Below are 16,139 nucleotides of genomic sequence, written 5' to 3'. Positions count from 1 at the left end.
ATGTATAAGTTGCACGTCCTACAGGCGCAGTTCGGCGACAGCCTGATCCTTGAGTTCGGCACCAGGGCAAGGACGCGCTATTTACTCGTGGACGGTGGCCCGCCGGGCAATTTCGCCGCCAACCTAGATGCGGCGCTCAACGGCATCATCGGAGAAGGCGGCAAAATAGAGCGCATCGTGCTCAGCCACATCGACAATGATCATGTGATCGGTCTGCTCGACCTCTTCGCCGCCATGGAGGATGATGCCGTCAGCGGTCGCCCGCCGCGCGTGCGGGTCGGCGGCCTATGGCACAACTCTTTTGCGAAGACCATCGACCCAACCGGCATCATCACTCTGACTCTGCAATCGCTGATGGCGGCCGCAGGTGCTATGAATGTCGCCATGCCGTTATCCGCTAGTGCCGTTCACGGAGTGAAGGAGGGGCACCGACTGCGACTGATGGCGCAAAAGCTAGAGATCGCAGCAAATAAGGGTTTCAAAAATGAGCTCATCTTAGCGGATACCGCTGGCGAGGCGATCACGCTGGGGTCTCTTAAGGTCACGATAGCCGGCCCGACCACCGCCAATCTCAATGCGTTGCGCGCCGAATGGTTGAATTGGCTTGAGGAGACGTCTGACAAACTTGCCGCGAATCCGAAGGTTGCCGCGATGGCCGACAAGAGCGTGCCTAATCTCAGCAGCATCGTAATGTTGGCCGAGTGCGATGGGAAGACGGTCCTTCTGACCGGTGACGCGCGTGGCGACCACATCTGCCAAGGACTGAAGGCCGCGAAGCTCACCGACGGCGGTCGATTTCATGTCGACGTTCTCAAGGTGCAGCACCACGGAAGCGACAGAAACACCACACGGGATTTCTTCGAGGCCGTCACCGCGGATACCTATGTGATCTCGGCGGATGGTAAGCAAGGCAACCCGGACTTCTCGACGCTGCAGTGGATCGTGGAAAGTGCGCACGACGCGGGCCGCTCGATCACGCTTGCGGTGACCAATGAAACTGAGAGCACCGATAAGCTTCGTCGGAAGCTGAAGCCTTCCACCTTCGGCTATACGTTGCAGACCCTGCGTCGCGGAATGCACAGTCTCGAGATTATGTTGAGCCCATAACGCCTGCACTCACGGCGACCGCACAAGTTGCTTTAAGTCAGAGGTTCTCGCATGGAGACTTCTGATGGCGTCTTATCCATCCATCGGATTCATCTGAACATCCCGACAGTCTTCCTTCGTCAAAAACCTTGCTGCGATTTGGAGGCTCGACGGACGGGAGGGCACAGGACGTCTTCCACCTGTTGCGGCCAATTTCTCGGTTGCGCCACGAGCACTGGTGAGGCCCAAATCCCATCGTAAACCTCGTGCCTGTTGTGGAGCGTCAATCGCGCTTTCCGGAATGCGGTGCATACTTGCAATTGCGATTCTAAGAGGGCCTCATAGAACTCCTTGGCGAAATCAACCGCTTTCACGTCGTCCAGATCCCAATTGAATCCGATCGTCATGGGAACACCAATATTCGCGAGTTCGATAGCTGCCTTCGCAGCGCTGCTCCGGCAACAGCTGAGATACACGAGCTGGACGCTCGTTCCCGCCAACCAACTTGCGACCTCGGCAATTGTCACAGCACGTGGTCTTGGCGATCCGGAGAAAACTAGATATCCCCTGCTATCCTTGCCGCGCTTCCCTGGTGCGAAAAGCGCATGGCCGGCGAAATGAAGCACATCGTAAAGTCGGGGGTGCTCTTTGAGTTCTCTTTCTAATTTATCGGCGAGCGACGAGGGCTTGACGCCGCCGCGGAACTTTAGAGGCTTGACTTTGATCGCCGGGTTATTCAGCTCCATGAGCATTTCTATTTCCTTCTCGACATGAGGAAGATTGCGGAGCAAAGCTCCGTCCGCCCAATAGTTCTTCCAGCCGACGTCCTCCGGCCCCTCCGGCACCGAATTGCGAGATACATCCGAGCCGACGGCCAACACGTTTAGCGTAGCACCCCGCCCCCCGATCTCGGGCCTAGGCTCATCGACCGGTAACTGCTCTCGGGCTACCCGGCGAGCCAAACTGTCGCCAATCATCAAGAACCGTTCATTGCCTTGGTCGCGCAAGGACTCCCAGAGACCGTCATAGACGGATGGATCGAGATTAAAACGCACCCGAATATTCGGCCCAACCCTGGCCTGTGCTCTCAAGTAATATTTGTCGAAAGGATCACGCCAGAGCATCTTGTGGGCTCGTTGACCCAACGAAGTATAGTGAAAGTGCCAACGGTCACGGAAGGTCCGCGACCGAGGGGTTTCGGCAAAGGCATTAGAGAGATTTTCCCTGAACCGGCGAGATTCTTTCAGAAAGTCCGTGACCTCAGCTTCATTGAGGTCAAGCCACTCAGCTTCTTCCTGCCGTCGCTCCGGATCGTTTATTTGAAGTCGGACCATGGAATGCTTCATGTCCTTTCGCACATCAACCTCGATCAACGCATATCGTTTTGGTGATTCCACTTGAACTTGGACAGGCATTGGAGTGTTAGGCTGAGGCTTCAGAAAACTGGTCGAACTTGTCACACCAAGCGCGTAGGCACGTTTCGTAGCCAAGCCGACGTAATCCGTTGATGCGCCCACTAGGATTACCTCAGAACGCTTCAGATGCTGGACATCAAGAGCGTGTTCGCTGTGAATCGAAACAAGAATAGCCGCAGGTGGTGAATCCTTTTCTTGCAACTTCTTTAGCAGGTCGAAGCCGGCTCCTCCCTGGCCCCGCGATCGTTGAGATGGGAGATCGGCCTCTATGATCAGCAACTCTTTCTCTTGCTCCGCTACTCGTCCGTGCAATATTTCGACATCTTCGACGGACAGTGCTGTGAAGATGCGCCCGTCATCGGCCGGATTCATGAGATCCATGATTTTTTTGGCGCAGTCTGCGAGTTCACCCAGTTGGTCCGGATCCCCGCTTGCAACAATGATGGTCCAACCCATTGCCTAGCTCCTCCCGTTCGGAGGTATTGGCAGCCGGATGGACAGCTCATCGCAGTCGTGTGGCTGTCGGCGGCGGCGGAACACGCCCTTGTAGTGAGCGGCCATCCGACCGAGCGCTGCCTCACCGAGGGCAATATCCGCTCTGGTTGCCTCCACCAAAGCAGCCAGTTCGCCGCTCGAGTCGATTCGCTGGACCGGACCCGACATGGAGACGTCCACCGACCCGCCGACGTCACTAACAGTGATCGTAATCGGACGTGTTCCACAGCGCGCCCGAAGGAGATATGCCAGCATGGATTCAAGCGAGAACACTAGAGCGTATTCATCGGCCGACACCCAGCATTCCCGATTGGAGGTGTTGAGCGTTACGGCCCGCCGGCTCTCCATCGGAAGTTCACCAAGAAGGTAGCTAAGGACGCGGTTAACCTCGGTCTGACCGGATTTTCCTGGAAACCTGTCGCCATAAGAGGCCATCACTCGACCGTATGTGAGCTCGATGCGTCCAAGTTGACGGTTCGCTTTCCTCGCCAGGTCAATGAGGCGGACATCAGTAGTCTTCTTCTCAATTTGCTGGACGAAGCTAGAGACGAGAGAAAGCGGGACGCGCACCTGGCCCGTTGCCTCCGCAAGCGCGACCTTGAGCCGCTCATGATCCGTAGCCCATTGCAGCCTACTCACATCTTGGAGCCGGATGACGATGTGATCGAATTCTTCCGGGAGGGTAAAAACGGACATCAAAACCGGTGTCTTCTTCCGGCGAGACCCAACGATAGTGGTCAATGTAGGGACCGATCTCCTCTCCTCGAATGCGGCACGGCCTTCCGCATCGAGCAAGAATTGCGGGAAATTAGCACGCGCCAACGATCCCCGTTCGAACATTTGCGATGCTTTTTCGTTGCAATCGAGGATATTGCCCTCGATTCCTGCGATGACTAGTGCCTCTGGGAAAGCGTCGACCAATTGTCGGCGCACGAGGTCCTGAAAGAGGCATTCGATTGCAGGCCCGATTTGCTCGATAATTCTGTTGATCGCCTCGTAGTCAGAGTCGGTGAAGGCATGCGCTCTGTCATCCGCAATGCTTAGCATCCACAGCGCGCGCCCGCGCGTCCGGATCGGCATGCAGAGCTCCGACATCGTTGCGTCGGTCACATTTAAGGCCTTCCGCGCGGTCAGAAATGCGTTGGCTTCTTTACTGCCATCGTTTGGATCCTGCAGTATGACCCGATCATCGCGCTGATAAGCGAGACCTTTCAGACCCATGTCGAGAGGCTGCTTGTAATCGGGTGGGCTGGCGCGGCGTCGCGCCCCACGGCTCGCGAGCGCCAGCGGCTCGAAATGCTGGCGAATTGCGTTTACCCGGAATATCGAGACGGTTTGAAAATTGTAGTGCTCGACAATTCCGTTGACTATAGTCTGCGCAAGTTCCGTGTGAGATGTAGACGCCCACATCTTCTTCAAGAAACTGGAATAGAAGCGCTCCTCCAATCGCTCTCGCTCTCGAAAGATAGCTTGAAGAACCTGGTCTAGGCCGAGATCGCGGAGCGTCCTTTTGGTCGCGGCATTATATTTGCCGATCTGATTTGATTGAAGAGAAAGAGCACCCAATACCCGGCCTCCGGAGAGCACTGGGACGGTGATGAGGGCCTTAACGCCTAGTGCGATTGCGTCCTGGACGTCGTGATTGGTTTGTAGGAGGGATCTTCCAGCTTCGGAAGACAACAGGAAATTCTCATAGTCAGCTATCCACGACCTGGGCAATTCAACCCAACCGCGATATTCCATTGGGATGGGGAACCAGCGAGAGTGGTAAGCAGGACGACCCGCTACCGGATACCGGCAGAAAGAGTGCGAATAGTCGCGATTTGGCGTGAATGTCACGAGATCTGCCCAATCAAATTCAACGAAGCGACGGACAATTTCGATGAGCCCATCGAAGAGCTTCTCCACTTCGGTTTCTGTGCCGAGAAGCCTAGCGATATCCTCCTGCGCGCGCTCATAGTCGATCGGCTGGAGGGAAATAAGTGAACCTGAGAAGGTTTCAGTCGAGTCGAATAATGGCGTGCTGGTTAATCTCAGCTTTATCTCTCTGCCGCTCTTCGCTGTCCTGAACAAGGCTTCATACACGCCGCCGCGACCCTTGCGGCGGATAGCGCTTTGGCGCTCGACCGTCCGTCTACTTTTCGCATCTGTAATAAACGTCCGTGCATCGCGCCCAATTGCAGCTTCCTCGGAAATCTCAAGCAATCTGAGCGCCTCAGTGTTGGCGTGTAGGATACGTTGCCTGGCGTCCAGTTTGACCATTCCGGTCGGTGCCGCATCCAACATCTTCCGATCAGCGTTGGCGAGGTCTGTCATATCAACGAGGAGGGCGTAGCCGCTGCTGCGGCCACCGGTCTCGAATCTGCCAAATTCGGCTAGCACCGGATACTTTCGCACGCCGTTGAACGTCACTTGGAAAAGTTGGCGCGGTGAATTTTCGATCGCGTTGCGAACGAATTCCGCCATTTCGCCGAAGTAGCTTGCCAAGGGCTTTCCGATAGAGTTCGGGGCCAATTTGCGCATCGCCGCGTTGGCTGTAACGATGACTCCTTCGCGATCGATCTCGCAGAACGCGTGAGCAGTTTTGTCCATAAAACTCTGGTGTGCCGCCGACGTGCGGACCACACACTCGCTGACCGTGCGGTCAAGCCTCGTCCAGAGGTCGGTTGTCTGGCTCCACGGCCGTTTGAGGGCGGCGATGCTCTGTTTCAGATCGGCGGCATCGCGAAAGAGCTCTACGAGTGTATATCCGGGGCCCCTTAACTTCGAAATCAGCTCCTCAACCGCGCCTTTCTGGTGCGTGTCGCTGACTATTCTCCTGAGGAGTTCTGCTTCCGAAATAGCCGATTTGGATTCGGCACTTTCAGATTTGGCTACGGCCGCTTCACCTGTATCAGCAGATACTAGCCCCTTTGGCATCGTGGTCTCACCGGATGTTGCTTGCGGTAATGCATTTCGCGTCATTTGCATGGCCTTGAATTGGACGTCGACTGACTTGTTGGACGGCACCAGCGCACAAGGGCGCCCGAAATAAGATCTCCCGTCCGCGTTCATCGATCGGCTCTAGAGCCTAAGGTCCTGCAAATAGGAGCGAAGGCATGAAAGCTGAAACACTCTTAGAGAAGTCACGGACACGTCCCGTGCTCTCCATGTCATAAATTACGAAAAGTATTGTGCCGCCTTCTTGAATATTTTGCAACCAGAACCAAAAAGCGAGGCGATGCGCAAAGGTCTGCGCGGAGTTGTGGTTTCGATACGGGCGCCAAGTTTCGCGTGCTATCGTGGGCTAAAGTTAGAATAGAAATGTAATTGCGACAAGATCGGCATTAAACCCGCGATCTGAATTTCAAGGTGACGCCTGAGTTCGCCCGGGAGTTCAAGGACATGGCGGGCTTCCGCGGTCACAGGCTCAAGGAGTTCATCGAGCTGATCTACGAGCACTACAGGAACACGGTGATCGTCCTTGAACGCGAGAACTCACCGCGCTGAGTGGATGTCTATCTGACCCACCACCGCCATCTGTGCGAGATCGCGACAAGGGTGGTTTCCGGGGTCAAGGTCCACGAGATTCCGCAATGGTGAGAAGCCTGCAGAACACGTCATGTCGATTCTTCAGGCGGCTCGGGCAGCACCTTCCCGCCTGAACCGCGTTGGCTCATTGCTCGCACTTCCTCTTTCCGGGTCTTCCTACGAACAGCGCGGCGGCTGGGTTTGCGGCGAACTCTGGCACCCCTCTTCCCTCCGAGGTCGACTTCGAAGGTGCCTAGATCACTCAGCAGCGCCGACAAGCTCCTGTATCCGCAGGCGCGAGCATCGAGGCCGCCGTGACGCTCCGCGAGTTCGATCTCGACATCTCTGATTGTTGCCCAACCCGTCTGGTCCTCGAGGCTAATAACAATGTGTTTCAGTAGGCGTGAAGCCAATGACGGCCGCAAAAGGGTAGTCCGGGATGAGGCTTTAGTGGAACTTGCCCGACACGACGAGAGGAGTTCTATCGCGTAGAACTGCGTATAGGCGCGCCGCAATCGCTCAGGGGCCTCGTCGCCGCCGAAACCGTAGCAGCTCAACCCCGCATTTCGCACACGCTCGGCAAGTGGAACGAAGTCGCTATCTCCCGATACGAGTGCCACGGCGTTCACGCCGCTGGCGTGGAGCATGTCGATGACGTCGATGACAATGTGAATGTCGGAACTGTTTTTGCCGCTGATAACCCGGTCGACCTGTCTCGTTTCCACCTGCAGCAATGTGCAGGCTGCGGACCATGCTTCACTATCGGTTCGACGGAAATCACCGAACGCCCGAGCCGAGACAACATTGCCCATGTCTGACAGTCTGGTGATCACCCCAGTTGCACACCACGCGGGAACATTTTTGATGTCGAAGAAGACGGCTATCCGAGGGCGCTCAACGAGATAATCGACCGCGGATGTTTGGTTCGAAATATCCATGGTCATCTGCTCCGGGGCACTACTGCGGATACCTCCCGCGGTTTGAAGATTGCAGAGGTGCCTTATCGATCCTAGCTGGGCAAATCCGTTGCCGCCAAGTGTGTCGTGCACGCATTCCTTGTCACCGGACGTGGCCCGGTCATCTTTTGGCTGTAAGCCTCTTCCAGAATGCCTGAAATGCCCATTTTATGGTCCGTCACAACGTTACAAAGATGCCATTAAGTTATTGATTTTATTCAGATAAGTTACAATTCAATCCTCTCTGGCAGCACCATTCGCCCGCGGCGTGGCGCCGGTTTCCGTCAGATATAGTTCTGCATGAACCGTATGCCGGTCTTCCCGACATATTTGCGCACGAGCGCTGCGGCGTCCTGCACTTCCGGGTTCGCCGTGGTTGCGGCCGCAGCCAGCTTGTGATCGCTGTCGGCGATCGGGTAGCCGAACAGCGAGTTCGTGTACTGGACCTGCGCCATCAGCCGCCAGTCGGTCTCGGGCTCGGCGCCCTTGTGCAGCAGCCGCGTGTCGACCATGAACAGCGTGCCGGCCTTGCCGGTGATCCGCACTTCCTTCTCCAGCAGGCCGGCCTTGGCTATCTCCTCGTCCTTGTGCCGGCCGTCCTTCCACAGCGGCGCCGGCCGCTCGACATGCGTGCCGGGGATCAGCGTGTGCGGGCCGGAGCCGGGGCCGACGTCGGTCAGGTAGACGAACAGCTTTACGAAGGCCAGCCGCTGCATGTCGTGGTGATAGAGCTGGGCGGTGTCGGAGAGTTCCTTTTCGGTCCTTGCCTTGGCGGCGGAGTTGAGGAACGACACCGGCGTGTTGAAGATCGGCTGCACGCCGAAATAGCTCTGCATGATCGCCAGCAGCACCGGATCGGCGGCCAGTTCGTACATTTCCTCGAAGGTCAGCAGCCATGAGGCTTTCGACTTGAATTGCCGCGCCGCGCCTGGCTTTGCCTCGATGGAGGCCTGCAGCTTTTCGGCGCCGTGTTCCGTCTCGAACCGCTCCATCACCTTGCGCTTGAGGCTGTCGACGATGCGCGGCGGCGCGTTGAATTTCGCGATCCAGAAGCCATGGTTTCTAAGATGGTGCAGCGCTGTGCGGCGAATGCCGTCCCAGTACTCGGCCTCCGGCGGCCTTGCCTTCTCCGGCAGCTTGAGATCGTGCCGCGCGAACATGGTGCTGGAGAAATCGTAGGTTTCCTTGCGCAGGTACGAGGCGATCACGTCGGAAAAGATCCGGTTGCTTTTGCCTTCCGTCTCGCTGAACGCGATCCTGAGATTGTGGTAGTCGTCGGTCTCGGTGTTTCCGGAAAGCACGTAGCGTTTGTAACCTGCACCAGCTGCCGCGTCGTCCAGGATGGCGGCAGGTAGCTGTCGACATTGTACTGGAGGTCGAGGGCGGCGCTCTGCTCGAGGCGGACCGAGTCGATGCGCGCTTCTATCAGCAACTTGTCCATAGGATGTCCGTCCGGCGATTCAGAAACGATTGCGGTGTGTTTGGCGCATGGCCTGCAAACAGCAGCTAGCGCAGTTTTCCGGTTGCCGCAATTTGCCGACGGGTGATCTGCGTGGTTGCTCGGCGAATTCTGGCGGCGACGGCCGCGGCTTCGTCACACGACTGTCGTTGACTTGTATGCGGCGCGGTGTAATCCTGATGATTGCAGGCGCACTATTTGCGCCTGCGTCAGTTCTGTATCGCGATGGGGCCGCGGCAGTACGACTGGCGACCACACGGGCTGGATTTCATCCGGCTCACCTTGGGGCGTTAGGATCGTACCGGCCGGGCAGCTTCCCTGAAGCAGCATGGACGGTCGACCTCATGAAGGGGCGAGACAGCCATGCCGACAGCAGTGCCATTGACAGGGGATGTGCGCATCGACGCGCTCTCCTGGGGTTTCAAGATCGATACCAACAACTGGACATATCGTTTCCCGCAATTCGTCCAGGAATATGCGGGCTATAATGCCATCGAGGGGTTCCAGCCGTTCAACGCCACGCAGCAGCAGCAGCTGCTGTTTGCGCTGAGCAATGTGAGCACGTTCCTGCCGATCTCCCTCACGCCGGTCGGGCCGGGTTTCGACCCGACTTTCCGGTTCGCCCAGGCCTCGCGCATCGACTATCCCGACGGACAGGGCCTGCACGTTCCGGGCGGCGTCGGATCGGGCGAGGCGATACCGCCGGACCCGACGCAATTCCAGAACTATTCGTTCGGCGACAACTGGTTCACGCTGGGCAAGTACGAATCGCCGCAGTTCGGCAACTTCCAGAACGCGGCCGGCATCTGGCACGAATTCGGCCACGCGCTCGGGCTCAAGCACGGCCATCAGACCCAAACGGTCAATGGCGCGTTCCATCCGGCGCTGCCCACCTCAAAGGACAGCCAGAATTACTCCGTCATGACCTACAAGGTCTATGCCGGTGACGATCCGTCGAAGTTCGAGGCCAACGATCTTCCATCCCAGGACGTCGACTATCCCTGGGCGTATCAGCAGTACGACATACTGACGCTGCAGCACCTCTATGGCGCCAATTTCGGTCCGACGTCGAACAACGCCAACACCCAGTACCAGTTCAATCCGACGACCGGCGAACTGACGATCGTCAACAATTTCGACACCGCGCCGGATGTGATCCAGACCGGCGGCTCGCTGCGGGCGAAGATCTTCCTGACGCTCTGGGATGGCGGCGGTTTCGACGTCTATGACTTCCGCAATTATTCCAACGACATGGAGATCGACCTCAGGCCCGGCAACTGGTCGACCTTCTCCACGGCGCAGCTTGCAAGGCTCGGCAAGAACATCTTCGCCGAGGGCAACCTCGCCAACGCGCTTCAGTTCCAGGGCGATCCGCGCTCGCTGATCGAGGCGGCGTGGGGCGGCAGCGGCAACGATTCGATCATCGGCAACCAGGCCCGCAACCAGCTCGCCGGATACAACGGCAACGACACGCTGAACGGCATGGGCGGCGCCGACGACCTCTACGGCATGGCCGGCAACGACATCATGTATGTCGACAACGTCGGCGACCAGGTCTTCGAGAATGCCAATGAAGGCACCGACCGGGTTCTGGCCTCGACGAGCTACACGCTGACGGCCAACTCCCATGTGGAATTGCTGACCACGACTAGTTCCACCGGCAAGTCGGCGATCAACCTCACCGGCAACACGCTGAAGCAGGAGATCATCGGCAACGCCGGGGCCAATGTCATCGGCGACGGCGGCGGCAGCGGCGCCGACACGCTGCGCGGCCTGAGCGGCAACGATATCTATCGAATTGGCAATACCAACACGAAGATCATTGAGACCTCTGCGCAAGGGTCTGCCGACCGCGTGACCGCGATGGTCAGCTATGTGCTTGGACCTGGTGTGTATGTCGAGACCCTCACGACCACGCTTTCGACGGGTACAACTGCCATAAACTTGACGGGAAACGCTCTTCATCAAGAGATCGTTGGCAATTCAGGCGTGAACATCCTTCGCGACGGCAGCGGCATGGCGGACTTGCTACGTGGTCTTTCGGGTAGCGACACCTACCAGATCTACACTTCCGGCACGACAATCGTTGAATCTTCGGGCCAGGGGGCTGCGGACAGGGTCATGGCTGCAGTAGACTACAAGCTCGGAACCGGCGTGTACGTTGAGGTAATGAGCACGACATCGTCGACAGGGACTACGGGGGTCGATCTGACGGGCAATATTCTGAAGCAGGAGATCATCGGGAATGCGGGGGCGAATATCCTAAACGACGGCGGGGTCGGGGCTGCCGACATACTTCGCGGGCTCTCCGGCAATGATACGTACATCGTTTATAATGCCGGCGATGTCATCGAAGAGGGTTCCTCCCAAGGCACATCCGACCGGGTCTCGGCGGGCGTCGACTACAAGCTTGGCGCTGGCGTCTATATCGAATTGCTTACGACCACGTCTTCGTCGGGAACGTCGAGCATAGACCTTACCGGGAATGAGCAGAGGCAGGAAATTGTCGGCAACGCCGGATCCAACAAAATCGACGGCAAGGGCGGTAGCGATTTGCTGCGCGGCGGAGCAGGGAAGGATTTCTTCACATTCTCCACCGCGCTGGGCGCGTCAAACGTTGACACGATCAGCGACTTCAACGCGGCTGCCGACACGATCCGGCTGGAGAACGCCATCTTCACGGCGCTGACGGCGACCGGCCCGTTGGCGGCGTCGGCGTTCTGGGCAAGCACGGCCGGCGTTGCCCACGACAGCAACGACCGCATCATCTATGATACCGATACGGGCAGGCTGTTCTACGACGCCAATGGCAGCGCGGCCGGCGGCAGCATCCACTTTGCCACGCTGACCGGGCATCCGACGATCACCGCGGCGGATTTCCTGATCATCTGATGCGTTGGAGATAGGCGCGCCGGCCATCCCGAACATGGCCGGCCGATCCGGACGCCGGCTTCAAGGCCGGCTCCGGTCAAGCGCTTCGCCGGCAGGATCGTAGCGCTCGACCGCGCTTCCGATACTAGACAGACCTGACGGAACGATAAAAACGTCAGGCAGCGGCGCCGATGTTGCGCGCGACCTGCTTCAGCACGCGCGTTGCTATTTCCAGCTCCGCTTCGTCGATGCCCACCATCACCTGCTGCCGCAGTTCGTCCGCATAGGCGAGGATCGTGTCGGCCTCCCGGCGGGCGGCTTCGGTCAGGAATATCCCTTTCGAACGCCGGTCGCCCTCGACGGCGCGGCGGATGACGAACCCCTTCTTCTCCATCGCGTCGATCAGGCCGACCATCGAAGGCTGCTCGACCTGCAGCAACTCGGCCAGCTCGCTCTGCGTGGTCCCTTCCTGCTTGGCCAGATGCATGAGGAGCCGGGCGCGGGCCAGCGTCAGCCCCTGGGTCTTGACCCGCGCGTCGAACATCGCGCGCAGCTTGCGGTTCACTTTCGTCAATTCGTCGACGAAGACGGTGCGGGAGGTCATGATATCCATAATGAACACATGGTAAGGATTCGAATAATTAGGTATCTATGTAATTAGCGTTCCGCTGGGTTTTTGGCAAGAGGCGATCTTCGGCGCCGGGACGGTGCGGGGATGCGTCTTTCGCCATGCGCCAAAAGGCGTCAGGGACTGATCTCGAAGGCCGATCGGTTGACATCCCGCCATTTTTTTCTGCTATCAGCCCAATGCAGCGTTCAGGCTTGGGGAGGGGACATACAGTGACGATCTCGACCGGATGCCTTCCATGACCAATGTCGCGCTCACCGGACTGGCGCGCGAACTGGCGGCGCGTGCCGACGCCGGCAAGCCGGTGCGCATCGGCGTCATCGGTTCCGGCGAGATGGGCACCGACCTGGTGACGCAAGGCATGCTGATGAAGGGCGTCGAGGTTTGCGCGATCTCGACCCGCCGCCCGCATACGGCGCGCGAGGCGATCCGCATCGCCTATGGCGACGAGGCGATGGCGGTGGAGGCCGATACCGCCTCGGCGGTCAGCGCGGCGATCGAGGCAAGGAAGATTGCGATCACCTCGAACGAGATGCTGGTGAAAAACCCGCTGATCGACGTGGTGATCGACGCAACGGGAAAACCCGGCGTTGCCGCCGATTTCGACCTGATGGCGATGGAGCACGGCAAGCACGTCGTGATGATGAATGTCGAGGCCGACGTCACCATCGGCCGTTACCTCAAGAGCGCCGCCGACCGGCTGGGCGTCGTCTATTCAGTCGGGGCCGGCGACGAGCCGTCCTCCTGCATGGAACTGATCGAGTTCGCCAGCGCGCTGGGCTACACCATCGTGTCCGCCGGCAAAGGTAAAAATAACCCGCTGAACCACGACGCCGTCCCCGACGACTATCGCGCCGAAGCCGAGCGCCGCAACATGAACCCGCGCATGCTTGTCGAGTTCGTGGACGGTTCCAAGACCATGGTGGAGATGGCGGCGATCGCCAACGCCACCGGGCTGGTGCCCGACGTTCCCGGCATGCACGGCCCCAACGCCGACCGCGACCAGATGGTCAAGGTGCTGATCCCGCGCGCGGATGGCGGCATCCTGTCGAAGAAGGGCGTGGTCGACTACACGATCGGCAAGGGGGTGGCGCCCGGCGTCTTCGTCATCGTCGAGGCTACGCATCCGCGCATCATCGAGCGCATGGACGATCTGCATGTCGGCAAGGGGCCGTATTACAGCTTCTTCCGGCCCTATCACCTGACCTCGCTGGAAGTGCCGCTGACGGCGGCGCGGATCGTGCTGCATGGCAAGCCGGACATGGTGCCGCTGCCATACCCGGTGGCCGAGGTCTGCGCGGTGGCCAAGCGCGACCTCAAGGCCGGCGAGACCTTCGATGCGATCGGCGAGACCTGCTACCGTTCCTGGACGATGACGGCGGGCGAGGCGCGGGCGAACGGCGCCGTGCCGGTTGGCCTGCTGGAAGGCGGCAAGGTGTTGAAGCCGGTGCGAAAGGGTGCGCTTTTGACCACCGACAACGCCGCGCCCGACATGACGACGCGGCTCTACGCGCTACGAAAACTGCAGGACGAGATGCCGTATGAGGCTGCGGCCAGGTTGAGCTGAGGTACGGCAGTGGCCAGCACTTTTCCCGAGATCTATCTCGTACGGCACGGCGAGACCGAGTGGAGTGCGCTGGGAAAACACACCGGGCGGACCGACATATCTTTGACACGCGCCGGCGAAGAAGCCGCCCGGCAACTTGCCGGCCGCTTGCAAGGCCTGTCATTCGCCGCCGTCTGGTCGAGCCCGTCGCAGCGCGCCTTCGACACCTGCGTGCTGGCCGGCTTTGGCGCTGAAGCGTTGCGCAAGGATGATCTCGCCGAATGGGACTACGGCGCCTATGAGGGGCTGACGACGAAAGAGATAATGGCGCAACGTCACGGTTGGCGTCTTTTCCGCGACGGATGCCCGGGCGGCGAGCAGGCGTCAGACGCCGGCGCGCGGGCGGACCGGATTGTCAGCCATCTCCGCGAAGTCGAGGCCAATGTGCTGGTATTTTCGAGCGCCCATTTCTTGCGCGTGCTTGCCGCGCGCTGGCTCGGCCTGCCGCCTGAGGACGGAGCCTGCTTCGTTCTCGCCACCGCGAGCATCAGCGTGCTCGGCTATGAGCACGATCTCAGCGAGCCGGTGGTTCGCAGATGGAACCAGAGGTAGCTTCCTGTCAGCCGCTGCCCGACGAGACGACGCGGCTCTATGCGCTACGCAAGTTGCAGGACACGACGACGGCTGGCCGATCCGCAAACCGATATGACAGTGTCACATAATGTGGTAGGCTGAAAGCGATAGGAGTTCTCACCCATGCGAGCCAGCAAACCCATCACGGTAACGCTCGGAAAGCAGCAGCGCAGCGTCGACGATCGTCTCGAATCCGGAGACTACAACTCGGCAAGCGAGGTGATCCGGGCGGGGCTTCGGGCGCTCGATCGTGAGGAAGAGGCGCTCAATGCCATTCTGCGCGAGAAGATACGTGAGGCGCTGGACGAGCCAGGGCCGGATGTTCCCGCCGACGAGGTTTTCGAACGGCTCGAGCGCAGGCACGCCGGACGCATCAAGACCTCACGGTCGTGAATTTCAAGGTCGTCTTCCGCCCGCGTGCGACCGCCGACCTTGATGACATCTATGATTTTATCGCTCGGGACAGTCCGCCTGCGGCGATCGCCTTCGTGCGTCGCATCCGCGACCATTGCACCAAACTCGCTTACATGCCCGAGCGCGGGCCGCGTCGGGACGATCTCGCCGCCGGCATCCGCATCCTGCCGTTTGAGCGGAGGACGGTGATCATCTATCGTATCGACGACAATACTGTCCGCATTTTGCGCGTGCTGTACGGCGGACGCGACTATCCGAAGGAGTGGATTGAAGACTGATGATCCGCGATCACTACTTCCCCAGCTCCACCGACCGCGCGCGAGCCGCCTCGACCGCCTCGGTGACCAGTATCTTCAGCCGGTCGTCGCCCATCAGCACCGACAGCGCGGCGGCGGTGGTGCCGTTGGGGCTGGTCACCTGCTGGCGCAGCAGTGCGGGCTCCTCGCCGCTCTCGGCCGCGAGGCTGGCAGCGCCGTACACCGTCTGCATGGCGAGCAGCTTGGCCGTCTCGGTGGGCAGGCCGGCGGTCTCGCCGGCGGCGGTCAGGCATTCGATGAAATGGAAGATGTAGGCGGGGCCTGAGCCGGAGACGGCGGTGACAGCGTCCATCAGCCCCTCGTCGTCGATGGTCGCCACCGCGCCGCTGGTGGCGAGCAGGGCATTGACGAAGGCGAGTTCGGCGGCCGGCACGCGCGGATTGGCGAACACCACCATCATGCCCTTGCCGATGGCCGCCGGCGTGTTCGGCATGCAGCGCACGAACGGCACCGGTCCGAGGATTTCTTCGAACGTGCTGATCGGCGTCCCGGCGGCGACGGAGAGGAATACCGTCCTGCCGCCGGAAAAGCGGCGGTAGCCGGCGGTCACCTCGCGGATGACCTGGGGTTTCACCGCGAGGATGACGAGGCGCGGCGCGGCATCGGCGGGCAGGTCCTCAGTGCCGGCGCCGGCCGGGACGCCGAGAGCCGCCGCACGGGCGCGAAGCTCGGCATTCGGCTCGACGACGAAAACGTCGGCGGCGGCGAGCCTGCCGGATTTCAGCCAGCCGGCGAGCATCGCGTAGCCCATGTTGCCGCAGCCGACGAGCACTGCCTGGATGGTCATGAAGCCGTTCCCTCGATGTGGG

At 59.7% G+C, this 16,139-nt stretch carries 12 protein-coding genes; 6 read left to right on the top strand and 6 right to left on the bottom strand.

Going from position 1 to position 16,139, the window contains the following annotated elements:
- Positions 1 to 1,107 carry a ComEC/Rec2 family competence protein gene (locus ACSBOB_RS26760; protein WP_442579088.1) on the top strand — a complete coding sequence of 369 codons (1,107 nt, stop codon included), beginning with the start codon at positions 1 to 3 and terminating at the stop codon, positions 1,105 to 1,107.
- A 119-nt stretch (positions 1,108 to 1,226) separates the two neighbouring features.
- On the opposite strand, the gene ACSBOB_RS26755 is transcribed toward ACSBOB_RS26760, so the two are convergent.
- The 4 genes from ACSBOB_RS26755 to ACSBOB_RS26740 form a co-directional block, all read right to left on the bottom strand.
- Positions 1,227 to 2,957, bottom strand: a complete 1,731-nt coding sequence (locus ACSBOB_RS26755; RefSeq protein WP_442579087.1) for a CHAT domain-containing protein — start codon at positions 2,955 to 2,957, stop codon at positions 1,227 to 1,229.
- A gap of 3 nt (positions 2,958 to 2,960) precedes the next feature.
- Positions 2,961 to 6,050, bottom strand: a complete 3,090-nt coding sequence (locus tag ACSBOB_RS26750) for a PAS domain-containing protein (protein ID WP_442579086.1) — start codon at positions 6,048 to 6,050, stop codon at positions 2,961 to 2,963.
- 545 nt (positions 6,051 to 6,595) lie between these two features.
- Positions 6,596 to 7,444, bottom strand: coding sequence for an NYN domain-containing protein (locus ACSBOB_RS26745; protein ID WP_442579085.1), 849 nt, complete (start codon positions 7,442 to 7,444; stop codon positions 6,596 to 6,598).
- A gap of 302 nt (positions 7,445 to 7,746) precedes the next feature.
- Positions 7,747 to 8,763, bottom strand: a complete 1,017-nt coding sequence (locus tag ACSBOB_RS26740) for a phytanoyl-CoA dioxygenase family protein (RefSeq protein ID WP_442579084.1) — start codon at positions 8,761 to 8,763, stop codon at positions 7,747 to 7,749.
- Between the two features lie 521 nt (positions 8,764 to 9,284).
- On the opposite strand from ACSBOB_RS26740, the gene ACSBOB_RS26735 reads away from it, so the two are divergent.
- Positions 9,285 to 11,813 carry a M10 family metallopeptidase C-terminal domain-containing protein gene (locus tag ACSBOB_RS26735; protein ID WP_442579083.1) on the top strand — a complete coding sequence of 843 codons (2,529 nt, stop codon included), beginning with the start codon at positions 9,285 to 9,287 and terminating at the stop codon, positions 11,811 to 11,813.
- Between the two features lie 154 nt (positions 11,814 to 11,967).
- Here the strand turns inward: ACSBOB_RS26735 and ACSBOB_RS26730 are convergent, their stop codons facing one another.
- On the bottom strand, positions 11,968 to 12,396 hold the full coding sequence (locus ACSBOB_RS26730) for a MarR family winged helix-turn-helix transcriptional regulator (RefSeq protein WP_442579082.1): 429 nt from the start codon (positions 12,394 to 12,396) through the stop codon (positions 11,968 to 11,970).
- Between the two features lie 262 nt (positions 12,397 to 12,658).
- Here ACSBOB_RS26730 and ACSBOB_RS26725 point away from each other — a divergent pair, with 262 nt between their 5' ends.
- From ACSBOB_RS26725 to ACSBOB_RS26710, 4 genes are all read left to right on the top strand, one after another.
- Positions 12,659 to 13,987, top strand: coding sequence for an NAD(P)H-dependent oxidoreductase (locus tag ACSBOB_RS26725; RefSeq protein ID WP_442579081.1), 1,329 nt, complete (start codon positions 12,659 to 12,661; stop codon positions 13,985 to 13,987).
- 9 nt (positions 13,988 to 13,996) lie between these two features.
- Positions 13,997 to 14,578: a histidine phosphatase family protein gene (locus ACSBOB_RS26720; RefSeq protein WP_442579080.1), complete on the top strand. Its 582-nt coding sequence runs from the start codon at positions 13,997 to 13,999 to the stop codon at positions 14,576 to 14,578.
- Positions 14,579 to 14,722: 144 nt separating this feature from the next.
- On the top strand, positions 14,723 to 14,992 hold the full coding sequence (locus ACSBOB_RS26715) for a type II toxin-antitoxin system ParD family antitoxin (protein WP_442579079.1): 270 nt from the start codon (positions 14,723 to 14,725) through the stop codon (positions 14,990 to 14,992).
- The gene (locus ACSBOB_RS26710) at positions 14,989 to 15,291 is read left to right on the top strand and encodes a type II toxin-antitoxin system RelE/ParE family toxin (RefSeq protein ID WP_442579078.1); all 303 of its coding nucleotides are present in this window, start codon (positions 14,989 to 14,991) and stop codon (positions 15,289 to 15,291) included. The genes ACSBOB_RS26715 and ACSBOB_RS26710 overlap by 4 nt, the downstream gene beginning before the upstream one ends.
- A gap of 13 nt (positions 15,292 to 15,304) precedes the next feature.
- On the opposite strand, the gene proC is transcribed toward ACSBOB_RS26710, so the two are convergent.
- Positions 15,305 to 16,117: a pyrroline-5-carboxylate reductase gene (gene proC / locus ACSBOB_RS26705; protein ID WP_442579077.1), complete on the bottom strand. Its 813-nt coding sequence runs from the start codon at positions 16,115 to 16,117 to the stop codon at positions 15,305 to 15,307.
- Between the last annotated feature and the right edge of the window lie 22 nt (positions 16,118 to 16,139).

The organism is Mesorhizobium sp. KACC 23794 (assembly GCF_052180275.1).
In the GTDB taxonomy this organism is placed as follows: domain Bacteria; phylum Pseudomonadota; class Alphaproteobacteria; order Rhizobiales; family Rhizobiaceae; genus Kumtagia.
Note: the sequence above shows the minus strand (reverse complement) of the source record. Positions and strands in the feature narration are given on the sequence as shown.